Origin of the sequence: Pseudomonas sp. S60 (assembly GCF_016647865.1) — a bacterium.
GTDB classification, from domain to species: domain Bacteria; phylum Pseudomonadota; class Gammaproteobacteria; order Pseudomonadales; family Pseudomonadaceae; genus Aquipseudomonas; species Aquipseudomonas parafulva.
This window is the reverse complement of the sequence record NZ_JACVVH010000013.1, coordinates 1-17,021: the sequence shown is the minus strand read 5'-3', so window position 1 is coordinate 17,021 and position 17,021 is coordinate 1. Positions and strand designations below refer to the sequence as shown.

At 56.0% G+C, this 17,021-nt stretch carries 9 protein-coding genes; 7 read left to right on the top strand and 2 right to left on the bottom strand.

Features of this window, described 5'->3' with window-relative positions:
• Positions 1–2 precede the first annotated feature (2 nt).
• Positions 3–1,391: an aspartate ammonia-lyase gene (locus IAE33_RS08500; protein WP_328804832.1), complete on the top strand. Its 1,389-nt coding sequence runs from the start codon at positions 3–5 to the stop codon at positions 1,389–1,391.
• A gap of 122 nt (positions 1,392–1,513) precedes the next feature.
• Here the strand turns inward: IAE33_RS08500 and IAE33_RS08495 are convergent, their stop codons facing one another.
• Positions 1,514–1,876, bottom strand: coding sequence for a type II toxin-antitoxin system PrlF family antitoxin (locus IAE33_RS08495; protein WP_201163158.1), 363 nt, complete (start codon positions 1,874–1,876; stop codon positions 1,514–1,516).
• Positions 1,877–2,694: 818 nt separating this feature from the next.
• Here IAE33_RS08495 and IAE33_RS08490 point away from each other — a divergent pair.
• The 6 genes from IAE33_RS08490 (at position 2,695) to IAE33_RS08465 (ending at position 15,714) form a co-directional block, all read left to right on the top strand.
• Positions 2,695–4,272 (top strand): hypothetical protein, encoded by a 1,578-nt coding sequence (locus tag IAE33_RS08490; protein WP_201163157.1) that lies wholly within the window; start codon positions 2,695–2,697, stop codon positions 4,270–4,272.
• 16 nt (positions 4,273–4,288) lie between these two features.
• A complete protein-coding gene (locus IAE33_RS08485; RefSeq protein ID WP_236406298.1) occupies positions 4,289–5,569 on the top strand; it encodes a Druantia anti-phage system protein DruA in 1,281 nt (426 codons plus the stop codon).
• A gap of 19 nt (positions 5,570–5,588) precedes the next feature.
• Positions 5,589–7,256, top strand: a complete 1,668-nt coding sequence (locus tag IAE33_RS08480) for a competence protein CoiA family protein (protein WP_201163156.1) — start codon at positions 5,589–5,591, stop codon at positions 7,254–7,256.
• The gene (locus tag IAE33_RS08475; RefSeq protein ID WP_201163155.1) at positions 7,253–9,142 is read left to right on the top strand and encodes a hypothetical protein; all 1,890 of its coding nucleotides are present in this window, start codon (positions 7,253–7,255) and stop codon (positions 9,140–9,142) included. The genes IAE33_RS08480 and IAE33_RS08475 overlap by 4 nt, the downstream gene beginning before the upstream one ends.
• Before the next feature lie 684 nt (positions 9,143–9,826).
• A complete protein-coding gene (locus IAE33_RS08470; RefSeq protein ID WP_201163154.1) occupies positions 9,827–10,177 on the top strand; it encodes a hypothetical protein in 351 nt (116 codons plus the stop codon).
• Positions 10,177–15,714, top strand: coding sequence for a DEAD/DEAH box helicase (locus tag IAE33_RS08465; RefSeq protein WP_201163153.1), 5,538 nt, complete (start codon positions 10,177–10,179; stop codon positions 15,712–15,714). The genes IAE33_RS08470 and IAE33_RS08465 overlap by 1 nt, the downstream gene beginning before the upstream one ends.
• Before the next feature lie 448 nt (positions 15,715–16,162).
• Here the strand turns inward: IAE33_RS08465 and IAE33_RS08460 are convergent.
• The coding region (locus IAE33_RS08460) for an IS3 family transposase (RefSeq protein ID WP_201163152.1) at positions 16,163–17,021 on the bottom strand (859 nt) is incomplete at its 5' end.

The window sequence follows — 17,021 nt, the reverse complement described above, 5'->3', positions numbered from 1 at the left end:
ACGTGCGCGTCGAGCAAGATTATGTAGGCGCTGTGCAGATCCCGGCTGACAAACTGTACGGGGTCAATAGCGTACGCGGTTTCGACAACCTGCGGGTGTCTCCGCTGACCGTCGCTCATTACCCGGCCTTTCGCGATGCTTTCGCCCAATGCAAGTGGGCCGCAGCGTTGGCCAACCTTGATTGCGGGGTAATTCAGGACGCCCAGGCTGAAGCCATTGCCCGAGCCTGCCAGTCGCTGATCGCAGGAGAGTGTGACGATTCGCTGATCGTTGACCTACTGGAAGGCTCCGGCGGGACCTCGACCAACATGAACTTCAACGAGGTCATTGCCAACCGCGCCCAGCAGTTGCTCGGTCATGTTGCGGGTAGCTACGAGGTGGTCCACCCCAACGACCACGTCAATATCTCGCAGTCGACTAATGACGTGTACCCCGCAGCGCTGAAAGTCGCGACTCACGCCATGCTCGCTGGGCTGATAGACGAAGTACGGCTGCTGGCCCAGGTGTTCGACGCCAAAGCCACGCAGTTTGCCGACATCCTTCATCTTGGTCGTACTTGCCTGCAAGATGCGCAGCCCATGCGTCTGGGCCAGCTGTTCTCAGGCTATGCCTCGCTGACTCATCGCCTCGCCGATGAGTTGGGTGCAGTGCGCGAAAAACTGCATACGCTGCCGTTGGGCGGTACTGCTATTGGGACCGGTTTTGGGGCGCCCAAGGCTTATCGTGCGGCGGTCTACCAACATCTGGCAAAGATCACCGGTGTCGCTTACCAAGCCCCGGCCAACCCCTTCGATGCGATGCAGAACATGGATGTGTTCGGCCGCGTTTCGGGCGAACTGCGTACTTGTGCCGCCTCACTGGCCAAAATCGCCGCCGACTTGACCAAGCTCTCATCGGGCCCGGTCGGCGGCGTGGGTGAGCTGAAGCTACCTGAAGCCCAGGCTGGCTCTTCTATCATGCCAGGCAAGGTGAACCCTGTTCTGCCAATGTCGATGATCCAACTTAGCTTCGCAGTCATTGGCAACGATGTCGCGGTAGCACAGGCTGTGCAGTACGGTGAGCTAGAGATCAACCACTTCGAGCCCGTGGTCGCCTCTCGCGTGTTCGACAGCATCACCCTGCTGACTCAAGGTATCCAGCGTTTCCGCGAAAAATGCGTTGCCGGGATTGTTGCCGACGAAGCGCGGAATTTGGAGCACCTGACAGACTCGATGGCGGTCGCTACGGCGTTGGTTCCACAGCTGGGTTACGCCAACGTCAGCAAGCTCGCACGCCAGTCGGTGAAAGAAGGCCGGCCTTTGCTGGAAATCATGGAGGAGTCCGGCCTGATGACGAAGGTTCAAGCCATGGCGGCAATCGAACAAGCCTCTTATCCGGTATTCGGGGCCTGAGTTTGAAAGGGGTGCGCGAGCGCCCCGTCCATTTTTTATTGCGTCAGATGAACAGTTACGAATTGTTGGTTTTTTTTATGGGAGACGATTTCAAGTGTCCCGTTGAGTCGAATTAACGGGTTTCATCCCGAAGATAGGGGTGAGACGACCCAGCCATTTAGCAGCATCAGAGGCGCGATCTCACCATCAATATCTTCGTCCAGGTTTACAGGGTGGTTTGCGTGGGCGAGCATGGTTTGCGCCAAGTCTTCCGGCAGGGTGGTGAGGTTGCGTCCGCTTCGGATACCATCCTCCAGCAAACCCAGGAATGCAACGATGGCAGGGTCTTCGTGGGTGGTTTCGACGCGGCTGACCACGATTTCACCCCCGCGTACGTCGAATGCGATCTTGCAACCAGTGTCAATGCCCAAAAGCTGGCGAACGGATTTGGGCAGTGTGATCTGCCCCTTCGAGGTAAGCGTTGAGATTTCGTGGATGGCAGTCATGAGTGTTCTCCCGAATGTATTGATCGGATGGCGAGGAATAATCCTTACGTGGTCAATCTTCGTTTTCTGCTGATCAAGCATAGGCGGGGAGGAAGCTCAATAGCACCGCAGGATGAGTTACACCATTTCCAGGAACACGATCCCTAAGATGAACAGCGTGGTCGGCAGATTACCGAAAGCGCTGAGCATTTTCGGTTAGGGCATTCTTTTAAAACCACGAAAGAATGCCCTCAAATTTGCCCCAAATGTAGCAATTCGCTGGAAGTAAATGGCTCTCTGAGGCTAGGAAAGGCAGAAATGATCAGCTCACAGGGATTCCCGAAGCCCTTAAAGACTGTCAGGATCGCCAAAAAACATTTGGACATTGCCCTAGGGCGGCATTTCTTTTTCGCAAAAGCAGAAATGTACCCCCCAAAATACCCCCCGATACCCTCAGTGGGATGCGCGATCTAGACTGGCGATTTCTGACAGCTATCAAGGTGGTGCACACTGAACTTCAGTGTGCCTCCCTGGCGGGGTAGTCGGAAGCAGGGCAGCGCCTCTAGGGTGCCGCTTGTGCCGAGGCCCTCAACGACTAAGTATGACTGAGTGGGTCACTGGTCGACGTTCGGTGCCTGGGAACGGGATACAGGCTGGCGCTGACGTGTTCAGTGGCCAGTCTCGAATGGGCTCGCGCTGGTGGACCCCGAGCGGTCGACGGTGAGGGCGGGCAGCGCACCGTTGGGCGGAAGGGCAGGAGTTGAAGGCACAAAAAGCTGGCGTAATGCCACTCGTAAGCTTTAGGCTAGCGCCCGCACGAACGTTCAGGGAAGATAGTTATGATACAGACTTGCGCCGAGATTCATCAGCAGCTCTGGTACGCGAAAAACTTCGCAGTGGCGCAGGGGTATGGCAAACATCCACGTGATGAAGCACTACTGCAGCGCTTAGCGGAAAAGTTGGGTGTTCCCGATGAAAGCTTTATCAGCTCTGGGGAAAGCAAGAACATCACGGCCCAACAGTATCTGATGGCAATGTTGGAAACACTTGAGCCGCTCTCGGTCATGTTTGAAGGCATCTGGCGTTATTGCGAACGCACCTTGACTAAGACCTCGAGGGATGCACTCGATATAAGTTGGAACTTTAATCTCCACGGTGAGCGCATCACGATCAACTTTGAGGCCTTCCGGCGCTACCGTCAGTTGCTAATGCAGTTACCGCCCGCAGAATCGTTCAATACCCTAAGCAACGCTTTCGCGGATGCATGCAGGAACTACCAGTTACCCGAATGGCCTTCCGAACTTCCCAGTAAACCGCGAGGGGCACTCAGCACAGGTGTCGCCTCAAGAATATACGACCTATGTGAGTTGGTCTTAGCGCAGGGGTTGAATGATTGCGGTTACTGGGGAACAAAAGATGTAATCGCCAAGCTGTGGGCCATCCGTGACCAGCCGCTGTGGCATGCCAACGCGTTCTTCGATTTGCGGCAGCAGTTGGACCAATGCACTCCAGCACTCACCCCGGAAGATATCCTTAGCTTACCTTTCTGGCGCCAACGCTGGCAAATCTACGAACTCTGGTGTTTGGTTACCACGCTTAGTTTGTTTGAAAGTCGCGGGTTCGAACTGACCCGTTCGCCCACCGGCGCGTCGCTCCTGGAACTTGGACGCAGCGCGGTGATTGCCGAACGCAAAAGCGACCCGCTGGGGCAGATCGTGTATCAACCAACCTATCAACGCCGAACTGGACAGACAGTGCATCCTGATATCGTTGTGGTGCGGGGAGCCCAGGCTAGAATTAAGCCTGATGATGTGGCTGCGATTATTGAGTGCAAGCAGCACAAGATGCCGGACGACGTTGCGCTGAAAGTACTCAAGAAACGTTACTTTGATGGCGTAGCCGCCTCTTACAGCGACGCCATCGCAGCAGATGGTGAACTGGTCCTGGTCAATTATGACCACGTCGATTTTGCGCATGCTTATACCTTGGTTGATGACTTCAAGCCTGAAACGCACCATAAGCTCGAGTTCGCGCTTGAGACGGTGCTGACCTCGTTTTCTGCTTATGCTGTACAGCCCATGCCGGTACTGGTTATCGATGGGTCGGCAAGTATGGCCAGTGTGCAGACTCAACTGCGGGAAAAAATTGCACTAATGCAACAACGATTCGGCACTGCCTCGCACATCATTTGGTTGGCCGACGAAGCACCTGTAGTGATGGACGTGGATGCCCTTGACGAGACTTCCTTTTCCGGCAGTGAAAGCGTGGAGCTTTTCATGCAGGGGTTGCAGGCGGCACAGCAACTGGGTTCGCTGACAGTTGCCCATATCATCACCGACCTCAGCCCGCACGACAGGCTATTTTCGGAACTTTCCCAGGCGTGCACTGGCATCGCGTTCCAGGTGCACAGCGTATGAGCCGTGGCATGCGTCAATGAAAAACTTTGATATTGAATGCAGCATGACAGTGAGCAGGAAGCCGCAGATGTCACAGGGCAACATCATTATCGCGGGTGTTAATCCGAGGGAAGCCAACCTCAAGCGAAAACTTCGCGAGCACCTGCATACGCTGGGCTTTACCAGGACCGATGAGGGCGCCTTGCGCGCGCCCGGCAATGACAAGGATGCGATCCGGACATTGCATGGAGCTCAACGAGAGGAGCGCCTCATCGCCAGCAGCAACTTTGTAGCTCGAGCGGGTGCGAAACTGATGCAATATTTCGCCTCAGGTACTGAGGTGATTCCCAAGAAAATTTCCCCTGCCCTGGAGCGGGTTTCGTCGGGCACTTGGCAGAGCGACTTATTCCGTCTGGCATCACTTTCGTGGTCAGTCCCGGTGTCCAGCGGCTTCGGCAGACGGTTGCGCTACCTGGTGTGGGATCAATCCAATGGCAAACTAATCGGCATCATCGCCGTGGGTGATCCTGTATTCAACCTGGGCGTGCGGGACAAATTCATCGGTTGGAACTCGCATGATCGAGGCGCGCGCTTGGTCAACATCATGGATGCCTATGTCCTCGGAGCGCTCCCACCTTACAACTCCTTGCTCTGCGGTAAACTGATTGCTTGCCTGCTTCGCAGCCGTGATCTTTACAACGACTTCGCCGATGCCTACGGAGCTACCACGGGCATAATTTCTCAGGAGGAGAAGCGAGCGCGCCTGATGGCCGTCATCACCACGTCTTCGATGGGCCGTTCTTCGGTATACAATCGTCTAAAAATCAATGGCACAGAGTATCTCAAATCAATCGGCTACACCGGTGGCTGGGGACACTTCCATATTCCTGATTGGTTGTTCGTGGAACTGCGTGACTATCTGCGCCACATTGATCATACCTATGCTGATCATCACGCGTACGGCCAAGGACCGAATTGGCGATTGCGCACTACCCGTGCAGCCCTGAAGGCGCTTGGTTTCAAGGATGATCTGATGCGTCACGGCATCCAGCGCGAAGTCTTTATCTGCCAACTGGCGACCAATGCAACGAAGATCCTACAAACCGGCAAGGGTAAGCCGGATATCCGCTCGCTTCAAACAGTGAAGCAAATCGCTGATCTGGCGCTGGATCGCTGGGTTATCCAACGGGCCGCTAACTTCCCCGATTACCGGCGGTGGCGGTCATCGGACCTGATTTCTTTGTTTGGAAGCCAAGCACAATTGCTGCGCCGCGAACTCCAGTTGGATAACGGGATGACGCAAGCTATCGGACACTAGGGATGCAAGGAGGCAGGCCTTGGATTATGCCGTCAATACGTTAACCAATCAGATTGAGTCAGCAGAGCAGGCTACACGCAAGGGCCGTTATGTGTGCCCGATCTGTCGCGCAAAGGTATTACATCGCGCAGGGGTTAAGCAGAAAAAGTGCTTTGCTCATTGGCCAGGTTTCGGCTCGGCACAGTGCGATAATTTTGTGCCCGGCCTGCACGGTCAGCATGGAGCCGGGCTCGTATTGTCGGCGCGACCCATGCGTAGTATGGAATTACGGCTGAAAATTGAGAGAGGGAGAAACCGCGCTGCCTGGTATCTGGAACTAACACTACCGTCTTGTCGGCCCTGCGACGCGAGTTTCACCCTAGACGTAGGCAATGGGATTCTTCAAGAGATCGATATGCGCGGAATGCCGAACGGCCGCCGCGTGACTGCGGAACTGTCGCAGGAGAGTTTTCGCATCGTGTCGTTCCAAGGCACCCCAGATCGGCATTTTACCGATGGAGTAGAGCGAACCTGTCACGGATTGCCCACCTTCGGAGCCGCAGTATTCACGGCCTTGGCGGGTGACAGAACGCCGGGTTTTCCAAGGGCCCAGGAGTTCAGAAAGGACGGCAGCTACGCGCTGTTGTGGAAGGCACCGGAGAACCTAAATTTTCCAGAGGAACTAGTTCCTGACAAATTTCAAAGCCGTGAGGGTTGGAATCTAGCTCTTATTACAGTGCCCACGGCACCGTCCGATGCCTGCGCAGAATGGCTGGAGTCTTTGACGGGCTTGACCGTCAATGGGGTCGTGCCAAGTATTTCAATCGCCTGGCCGTTCTTGACCCAGAGCTCCAGCTTGAATTCCGCCGAATGCGTTGGCTCTACCGCAATCATCCTCACAGCCCGGGGGATGCCGGTGGGGCAAACCGCTAATGGGCCAACCATGTTACTGCTGAGCGGGCAGAATCGGCTTTCGGCAACAGGGGTGGATCGAGATCCGGCACTGTTTGCCTTGATACCTGACGGCCGTCAGCAGTTCCACGTGGCCAACGCTGGTACGTCGGAGATTGAAAAATACATATCGACGACCTTCAACGTCGACACTGCGATCGATTTGCCAGGGGTGGAGGTGGCTTTCACTAACACAGCCGGCGTGCGCTTGGTCGTGCCCTTCGAAGGATCCCGATGCAAGGAATGCATCGCCTTGACCAGGCTCAATCAGATGAGACTGGAATACATGGCAATGCCTTCAGGTGCGTCAGGCTATGTTTACCTTGAACGCGCTGCCACTGGCCTCAAGTACGAGCTGGCAGCGAGTGATATGAGCGCGCCTCACAATCCACATCAGCGCCTGCTTACGCCAGAACTACAAGCGGTCGTGATTGACGGCCTGATTGATGCTGCATGCTACGTTGACCTCGACCTAGGCGGGTTCGGCAGGCTGCGTTTGCGTGGTCGCGCACAGTGCTCGCCGGACATCGCTGCGCCAAGTCTCGGACCATCCATACGCACGCGGCTGCGGAGCTTTATGACGCAATTACAGTGCACTGCGCCGATCCACATGGGCGCCGACGATGACCAGTTGGTTAACGCGTTCGGCGCCCTCCAACCAAAACCTCCGCTAATTCCGCATTATCGTGCCTTGATCAAGGACGTTATCGCCTGCGGTTTTGAGGTCAAATCTTCAGGGAAAAGTGTCTCGCCATGAGTTACTACTACAGCCAGGAGGCCAGAGCTCGGATCTCGGCGTTCGACCAGCAGTCTCTTACCGAGTTCTTTGAGGAAGTACCGCATAGCTGTCGAAAGTCCTCCTATGACCGTATGACCGCCATTGATGGTTTTCGCAGAGGGACGCCAACTGACTTCAAAGCCAAGCAAAAGCGACTCATCAGTCATCTATTGCATCCGCTGGGTGGCCAGAAGAGTGAAGCCGATTGGAAGGCCTTCGCCAATTTCTGGGTAGAGTGGGCGAGACATCATCTGCATAAAGATTTCCCCGCAGGTGACAAATTGCCGCCCGCTAATGATGCGGGGCCGCTTTTTCTGTCCAAACTCTTTGAACGTTTCCCGGATGCCCCGCGCGAGACTGTAGAGCGCTTGATCACGTTCAGTGGGTTCGCTGACCACGCCGACACTCAGACAGAACTGAGCAAATTCCGCACTGCGGCCATAGTGGCGCGTGATCGACTGTTTGAAGCCTTGCCGAATCGCGTCGGCGCCCTAGAGGACAGCGTTGAAAGCCTTGAAGTGACAGCTGATGCTTTTGTCGAGCAGATCAATGCACTTCGGTTGAAGGATGACAACCTGGCTGAGGAACTGGGTGACGTCAGCGAGCGCGCCACAGAGTCCACGCGCGACCTCGCCGAACTTCGCGCACTGACAGAGCGCCTCCTTGCCGCGGATGAGCAGTTGGTATTGACCGTCCGCGCACTGGAAGAGAACGCCATTCGCGTCGGCTCTTCCGCCGAAGCAGCGCAAGACAACTTTAGATCTTTGAGCGAAGCAGTGAAGATGCTGTCTGACCGATCAGGTGCTTGGGATGAGATGGCGACACACCTCAGTGCGATCGAAAAGCGGCTGAAGCCCATCACAGCACGCGAAACGGCTTGGGTGGAGACCACAGAGGCAGTAGCACGGCTGTCAGAACGCCTGGAAACCTTGCAATGTAGCGTTGGCACAGAAAGGAGCGAGTCACCCCCTGCCTCACAAGTTCGTCTGTTTGAAGCAGAGCCTCAGGGGCCTCTTGTCGAAATCCTAAGCGTGGAGACCGCATGCGATTTGATCTCCAACAACCTGCAAGCGTGCGGCTTCGTAAAGGGGGCAGCACTGACCGTTGCGCGTCAACTCATAGCCGCGCTCGCCGCCGGTCAGTTGATCCAGTTTACCGGGTCGTTGGCGGACGTGGTCGCTGATGCACTGGCCGCGGCCGTGGGCGGATCAACTTACCACGAGTGGCGCGTGCCTGTAGGCCTTGTCTCGGATGAGGCAGCGGCGGAATGTCTGGAAATAGTGGGGGAGACCTCAGGTTGCCTGGCCCTGAAAGGTGCAAATCGCTCCGCCTTCGAAGTCTATGGCTCAGCCATTCGCGAGGTGATTACCCGCCGTCAATTAGCCATGTACGTCTATCCCCGACTTGCGCTGGTCGCCTCGTGGGCCCTGGGGCCCGCAGCATTTCCCGACGGTGGCACACTTGCCGAACTCGGCCCGGTTTTCGATACCGATGTGCTTCCCATGCGTGGCGTGAATTCCCGTTTGATCAATCTGAAGCATGGTCATCTCGCGCAAGAGTCATGGGACCAGCTTGAGGGTTTCGACAGCGGCAAGTCCGGCGCTCTCTTAGCGGAGTTGGAGGGGCTGCTCGAGGAGGCGGGCTTCCAGCCGGGCAACCTTTGGAGAAGATGCGCCGGACGAGCCTATCTGCGCTTACGGACTGCTGCAGGAGGCAGCGAGGAAGGGGATCTGTATGCCCTTTTAACGGCATGGGCACTGCCTTGGGCAAAAAGTACAGGCGGTCCGTTCGAAGATTTAGCCCGCCTGGCAGAGCAGCTCATGGCTCAACATCAGGCTGAAACTTCGCATTTCGAGGGAGCCTAGATGAGATGGCAGGCACTGTCCCGGCAGGAGGCACAAAGCATCTTGGCCAAGGGCCTAGGTTGCACGACCCAGGGCGAAGGTCTGCGGATCGCTGCTATTGCGGAATGCCTCCGGGCTGCCTGCTTCCTACGCGCGATGCCTACCGAAAATCGCGGCGCGTGGACACCTGCGGCTTCACTCAGCCTGACCAGCCTGGTCCGCAAACACCTTGGGCCATTCTGGTCAGGCATGCTAGATGATACGGAGGCCAAACCTGGCGTATTGAGCATTCTCGACAGCCTAGGGCAGATCGGCGATTTGGTTCGGGTTGAGAAAGGGTGGTTGCCTGCTCCTCCTCGAGCGATCAGATCGCAGGACGGCTACGCGGTTGTACTGGGAGGCGGACCTTCACCGCGTTTCCCGCGAAGCTTTAAGGCCAGGGGATTGGGGCGAGTACGGGTCGTACCTACGTCACACTGCGCGGGATGGCTGGATGTGGTCGACCCGAGCGAATGGATCGGTGCGCCTCTTGAGGGACTGGCGACCTGGTCTTCTCGCTTTCTCATGCAAGCGTCCAGGCGTTTTACCTCTTGTCCAACGGATCTCGCGCCCGTATCCATGTATGTGCAGGGACGTTGGTCTGAGCTGGTGAGTCAGCCCAGCACCTCCGGGCAATTTCTGGGCAAGTGTCGGACCGAGAATATAGTGAGTTATTTCATTGGCAAGTTTCACTGCGGCCGGCTTGATCAATTGGCATCCATCGAGGCAGCAGACGCACGTCGCCTGCGCTTTTATCTGGATTTCCAAGCTGGTCGGCCTTATAGGATGGAAATAGAAAGTTCCCCTCGGTTTGTGACCTTGCGATCGTATCGCCGGCTTCCGCCAGAGCAGGCAAAAGCACTGCTGCTCGGCTGGGAATTACCTAAAGCCGAGGGTGATCATGCCGGGTTGAAAATTCATGTGATACCAGTCGAGACATTCCCCATCGTGCGCAGTGCGCTCGATGGATTAGGCATTGTTTTAGTCGAGCGCGGCGGCGCACAAGGAAGGACCTGATGAACAGCACGTCCATGGCAGAGGCGGTCGGGGTGCATGAGACCGCGAAAAGTCTCACCGAAAGCTTGCGTCAATACATCGAGGCGCAATATCACATCCGTGATGAAGGACTGGTCAGAGAGCGCCACGCGCTTTTGCAAGCCAATGCAACCATCGCCCAGGCCCCGTACGTGGAGGCCACCCAAGTCTATAAAACCGGTGAAGCTTATCAGCACTTGGCCATCCCGCCGGCGGCTGCTTCAGTACTGAGCGACTTGTCCGGGATGGGCTTGGGGCTTTATCCCCAGCCGTATGAGCATCAGTCGCAGGCGCTGACCGCATTCTTGGGTGATGAGTCGGCGGACTTAGTCATCGCCACTGGTACGGGCTCAGGAAAAACCGAGAGTTTTCTGATGCCAGTAATTGGCTCCTTGGCGATTGAGGGAGCAGAGCGGCCAAAGTCCGCATCAATGCCCGGGTGCCGGGCCATGCTGTTGTATCCCATGAACGCGCTGGTCAATGATCAACTGGCGCGAATCCGACGCATATTTGGCAACACCGACGCGGCAGGTATCCTGCAGCAGGGCCGGACGTTCCCGATTCGCTTTGGCAGTTATACAGGGCGCACGCCTTACCCAGGCAAGCGGGAAAGTAGCCGCGATGAACGCTTCATCAAGCCACTGTTCGAACAGTTCTACAAAAAGGTCGCCAACGTCCCGGCAGTACAAGGCGAACTGGCTAAAATCGGGCGCTGGCCAAGCAAAGATCTCGTCGGCTTTTATGCCGATGACACCGTACAGACCAAAACTTATTCGTCAGGTAAGCGGCAGGGCAAAGAATTCATTTCCAAAAACTGGAAAGGGCGACTCCTCACGCAGCCTGGCGACCGTGAGTTGATGACACGTGACGAAATGCAGGTGCGTTGTCCCGAACTGCTAATCACCAACTATTCAATGCTCGAATACATGCTGATGCGCCCCATCGAGCGTGACATCTTCGAGCAGACCAAGGACTGGTTGAAAAACGACGTTCGCAACGAGTTCATTCTCGTACTCGATGAAGCCCACATGTACCGCGGAGCGGGCGGGGCAGAGGTTGCGCTGCTGATTCGCCGGCTCTGCGCCCGCCTGGACATTCCACGCGAGCGCATGCGCTGCATTCTGACCAGCGCGAGCCTGGGTAGTGAGGCTGCTGCGGCTGAAAACGGTAGGCGGTTTGCCGGTGATTTGACCGGGTTGTTGGAAAGCTCGCCGCGTCGTCTTCGCGTCATTCAAGGTACCCATGAGCCCCGGTCTGGTGATCGCAGCATCACCGATGAGCAGATCCAAGCGCTCGCCGCCTTGGATCTGCCTGCATTCCAGCGCGCGGCAAACGACCTATCATCGGCGACGCGTGCGCTGAATGACCTGGCTCGAGCCCTCGGCTGGGCCCCATTCCAAGGCTCCGATCACGCCGGTTTGCGGAACTGGCTATTCGAGAACCTCACCGGATTTGGTCCCTTGGAGAGGCTGATCGATCTGGTCTCAGGCAAAGCCGAAAAGCTTGATGACCTCAGCGAAAAACTCTTCGGTCGGACGCAGGACAACCGCTCAGAAAAGGCTACCGATGCGCTGCTGGCGCTGGGAAGCCACGCCCAACGACTTGCAGATGGCCGGGTTTTATTACCGACGCGACTCCATCTGTTTCACCGCGGCTTGCCGGGCCTCTATGCATGCATCGATCCGAATTGTTCCAGCCGTCATGGGAACCACGAGGGCGCAACTGTCTTAGGAAGCTTGCGAACCAAGCCCTCGACGCAATGCAACTGCGAGTCCAAAGGTCGAGTGTTTGAATTTCTTACCCATCGTGACTGCGGTGCAGCCTTCTTACGCGGCTACGTGAACGCAGAGATGGATTTCGTTTGGCACCAACCCAATGGCCCGTTCTCCGAATCGGGCACGGCGGCGCTGATGCCAGTAGATATTTTTGTCGAGGAAACGACACATCCCCGGAGCCGTCACCGCGACAAATGGCTGCACATTTCGACGGGTATCATGAGCTCGATCAGCCAGGAAGGGGTCGACGGGTTTCGCAGGGTGCGAGTGCCGGACAAAACACCGATGGGGGAGCCGATTACCTTCGATAATTGCCCCGTCTGCACGCGAAGGATTCGCAACGGTAAAGATGAACCCTCAAAGATCATGGACCACATCACCAAGGGGGAGGCACCGTTTACTACTCTGGTTCGAACCCAGATGGCCAGGCAACCAGAGAGCAGGGTCGTAGATGCCCGCCATCCAAACGGTGGGCGCAAGGTCCTTATCTTTTCGGACGGCCGTCAGAAAGCGGCTCGCCTGGCACGAGACATTCCTCGCGACATAGAACTGGATGTATTTAGGCAAGCTATTGCCTTAGCCTGCCAAAAACTGCGAGATATTTCGCGGGAGCCAAGGCCTACGCAAGTGCTTTACACCGGTTTTCTAGCCGTGCTCACCGAATTTGATCTACCGCTGTTTGACGGCGTTGACGCGCGCAAGGTCGCCGACGCTATTGCCCTATACAAACGCGATTGCGACTCCGATTTGGAAGAGGCACTTCAACAAAGTGGTCTACCTCCGGAGTTGCCAGCACGCTATCGCATCGCTTTGCTCAAGTTGCTGTGCAGCAGCTACTACTCATTGACAGGGACAACCATTGGCTATGTCGAGCCAGTCAACACCAAGCTGAGGAAAATCAAGCAGGATCTCGTCGCGTCGGGTGTATCACTCGCAGACCAGGACCTGCGAGCACTCACTATTGGCTGGATAGAAATGCTGCTGCAGGAATTTGCGTTCGATAAATCGATTGATCGTATCCTGCGTGTCAAAGCGGCGGGCTATGGAAAACCATCGTGGGGCAGCAACGGCAAGTTTGATAAAGCGCTGAGAGAGGCGCTCGCCACCCATCTGCCCGGTCAAATGACAACGCTAGACCTACTCGAAGCGACGCTGCGCAACCATCTAGCCGACGAGGAAAACGGTGCCTGGTTCCTGTCGCCTAACTCACTTAACTTGGTGGTGGACCTCAATCACGTCTGGGCGCAATGCGGTCAGTGCACAGCGGTTACACCGCTCGCGTTAGTAGGCAAAATTTGCCTGGCGTGCGGGAGTGATCGTGCCACGCTTGTGGATCCTGCGAGGAGTGAGTATTTAACTGCCCGCAAAGGGCTCTGGCGCGAACCGGTGTGGGAAGCATTGCAGCCGGGTGCGAGGCTCTCCAATCTCAACGTGGAAGAGCACACAGCACAGTTGTCGAATCGTGATCGTAACAAGGTGCATGCGACCACGGAGCTTTATGAACTTCGTTTCCAAGATGTGCTGATCGATACTAGCGACCGACCGATTGATGTACTCAGTTGCACGACTACCATGGAGGTAGGCGTTGACATCGGTTCATTGGTAGCGGTTGCTCTGCGCAACGTGCCTCCTCAACGAGAAAACTATCAGCAACGCGCTGGGCGCGCAGGGCGCCGAGGCGCATCCGTTTCCACGGTGGTGACCTATTCACAAAACGGACCGCACGACAGTCACTATTTCCTTAATCCTCGGCACATAGTGGCCGGACCACCACGCACGCCCGAGATTAAGGTCGATAACGCTAAGATTGCTCGTCGTCACGTCCACGCCTATCTGTTCCAGACATTCTTCCATGAGGTCATGGCCGAGAACCCGGTTCTGCCATCATCCAAGACGGCATTGCTGCAAAAGGCACTGGGTGCGACCCATGATTTCTTTTTTGGCGGTAACGACTCCGGGCTTAATCTCGAGCAATTCAAGGCTTGGATCACGAGTAAGGTACTTCAGGACAATGGCCCTTTAAAACAGTCCGTGCTGGCATGGCTCCCGCCGAGTCTCGATACCCAAGGGGCTACCTTGTTGGAGTGGCTCGAAGAGACCGTTCGCGGCTTGATGCAGAGGCTTCATGAATTAGCGGCGCAGTTACCGCAACAGCCGCTGAGTCAAGTCGACGAGAGCGGGAAGCAGGAGTCAGATGAGGTCAATGACGATGACAGGAATGTTTCCGACGCTGAAATCGAGCAAAAAGAATTGCTGGAGTTTCTCTTCCACCACGGATTGCTGCCTACCTATGCGTTTCCGACGAATTTGTGCAGCTTCTTGGTGGAGAGCTTGACCAAGATAAATGGCAGGTTAGAAATTCAGACTGTTCAACGTCCGCAGCAGTCGATCAGCAAAGCCTTGAGTGAATATGCCCCAGGAAGGCTGATCGTGATTGATCGACATACCTATCGATCCGGTGGGGTCTTCGCCGACCTGCCAGCTAATGTGATCAACCGGGCGGCACCACTGTTCAAAAATGCCAAACGCCATGTTCATTGCAAAACCTGCACTTTTGTCCGCAACCCCAATATGCCCTCTGATCCTAAAGATCCATGTCCGGTATGCGGCGGAGTACTTGCCGCAGAGATGATGATTTTGCCGGAAGTGTTCGGCCCGGAAAAAGCCGAGGACTTACCTGAAAACGATCGAGAGCAGGAAATCACCTTCGCAACGATGGCGCAATTTCCACAGCCTGTTAACCCAGACGAGTTGTCCTTCCACCCCTGTGGGTCTAGCGCGAGTTTTACCCATGCGGTTGACCAGACGCTGGTGACAGTAAACAGAGGTATTGAAGGGGCCGAATCTGGTGGCTTCTCTGTATGCGTTGAATGCGGCCACGCATCTGTGTCTGATCGCAGCGCTCATCCCAGCGCACATGACCGGCCCTACAAGTTGGTGGCTCCGAAAGGTACGCCGACACATTGCTCCGGACGCTTTGAACAGGTCCTTCTTGGCCATGATTTCAAGACAGACCTGCTACTACTCAGGTTGAAAGTTGAAGCGCCGCTGGTTACGAATACGGCCGAGGTCGTGACCTTACAAATCCTTGAAGATTCTCTTCACTCAATTGCCGAGGCACTCAGGCTGGCGGCAAGTCGTCACCCGCAACTGGACCTCGACCCCTCAGAGTTCGGCTCGGGCTTCAGGATCGACCCCGGAGTCCAAGGCGAGGCGCGTGTGCTGGAAGTCTTCCTGTATGACACTCTTTCAGGAGGAGCAGGGTACGCTGAGATTGCAGCCCGGCACATCGTGGAGATCCTAGAGGCAACACGCGAACTGTTAGAAAGCTGCGACTGTGAAACGTCCTGCACTGAGTGTCTGAATCACTTCCACAATCAACACCTGCAGAGCCGTCTCGACAGGCATCTCGGAGCGACTCTATTGAAGTATGCAGTGGATGGCGTATCGCCCGGCTGTGCGTCCCTAGAGGAGCAGTGGCAGACACTGTCGCAATTGCGCGCCAGCCTCGAACTAGACGGTTACCACTGTAGTTTCGATGCCATGGAGTCAGTGCCGATGATGGTGCAGCGTAACGGTCGAAGCCTGGCAGTCGGCTGCTTCCCTGGGCTTATTCACACACCAGAGTTTGTGCATGACGTGGCGTTAGCGAAAGGCGTGGATGGCCATCTGACCTTGAATGAGTATTTGCTCCGGTCAGATATGTCCGGTGCCCACCAGAGAGTGAAGGAACTGCTCGAATAGTCTATGGGGGGTTATGTCAAGCCTTACAAACGAGGAAGAAGGTCCGTTGAAGTCATGGATTGTGCCAGCGGACCCGACCTCGCCGAGTCGTCAGCTTTGAAGAAGTCGAATGGGCTTTTCAATGCTGCGGTGCCGCATCTACGACCGTAGGGAGTAAGGTCTGAACCGAAATAAATAGAGGCGCTAGAAGACATCGACTACCGCAGCCCTCGCGAGTGGGCCAAGGCCCTGATCCTGTAATTGAACAGGGGCCAGTGGCTGCGCGATGGGCTGAATCGATAATCAGCGGCCAGTCGGAGTGGGGGAAACCTCGCTCGACTGCGCACTTGCCCACTAGGTTCGTAAGGTTGGCTACAATTTGCATTACTTACGCGTAGCACCTACAAATATTTGAGCAAACGCAACGCGCTCGGCGTTTTTCAAGGTAGTTGTCGCGTCCGCCGTCGTGCTACGCGACCTTCGTCACCACATTCAGCGTTCTTTCAGGGTTCAAATACACCGTTCCTATGGGGCTCCAATTGCGGGTGATACCCGACCATCGTTCGGGTCGTTTGTCTCTGGCTTGGCGATAAATCGCATCGCGTCGAGCCAGGATTTCCCGGTCTTTTCCTTCGTGGCGTTGAGCCGGTGTCACGAAGCGGATTCGGCTATGACGATGCCCAGTGTTGTACCAGGCCATAAAATCTCTCACCCAGATACGCGCATCCTCCAGGCTGGCAAATCCACTCTGTGGCCATTGAGGACAGTATTTCAGCGTTCTGAACAGTGATTCAGAGTAAGGATTGTCGTTGCTGACGCGTGGCCGGCCACGAGAAGGCGTGATGCCCAGGTCATACATCTTGGTCAGCAGCGTCGCAGACTTCATTGGCGCTCCATTGTCCGAGTGAAGTACCAGCGGCTGCCACCAGCACTTCTCTTGAGTCACGCTCCGCTGCAGTAACGCAGCTGCATTTTCGCCATTTTCTGCCTCGTAAACTTCCCAGCCCACGGCCTTGCGGCTGTAGATATCTTCCATCAGGTAGAGGTAGTAGAACTTCCCGCGAACCGGTGACGGTAGGTAGGTGATGTCCCACGACCACACCTGATTAGCGGCTGTCGCCGCATAGGTGGTGGGTGCCTCATGACGATGCGGTCTCTTGGCTCGCGAGCGATGATGCTGTTGGCCTGCGGCATGCAGTACACGGTAAAAGGTCGCTTCTGAGGCCATGTATCGGCCCTCGTCAGCCAGCTGCGGCACGATCTGACTTGGCGGCAGATGTGCGTATGCCTTGCTGTTGCACAGCGCTACGATAGCTTGGCGCTCAAAC

Bases quoted from the DNA above. Each gene is read 5' to 3' on its own strand.
- IAE33_RS08490 (WP_201163157.1), top strand. From the start codon at position 2,695: ATGATACAGACTTGCGCCGAGATTCATCAGCAGCTCTGGTACGCGAAA.
- IAE33_RS08485 (WP_236406298.1), top strand. From the start codon at position 4,289: ATGAAAAACTTTGATATTGAATGCAGCATGACAGTGAGCAGGAAGCCG.
- IAE33_RS08495 (WP_201163158.1), bottom strand. From the start codon at position 1,876: ATGACTGCCATCCACGAAATCTCAACGCTTACCTCGAAGGGGCAGATC.
- IAE33_RS08465 (WP_201163153.1), top strand. From the start codon at position 10,177: ATGAACAGCACGTCCATGGCAGAGGCGGTCGGGGTGCATGAGACCGCG.
- IAE33_RS08475 (WP_201163155.1), top strand. From the start codon at position 7,253: ATGAGTTACTACTACAGCCAGGAGGCCAGAGCTCGGATCTCGGCGTTC.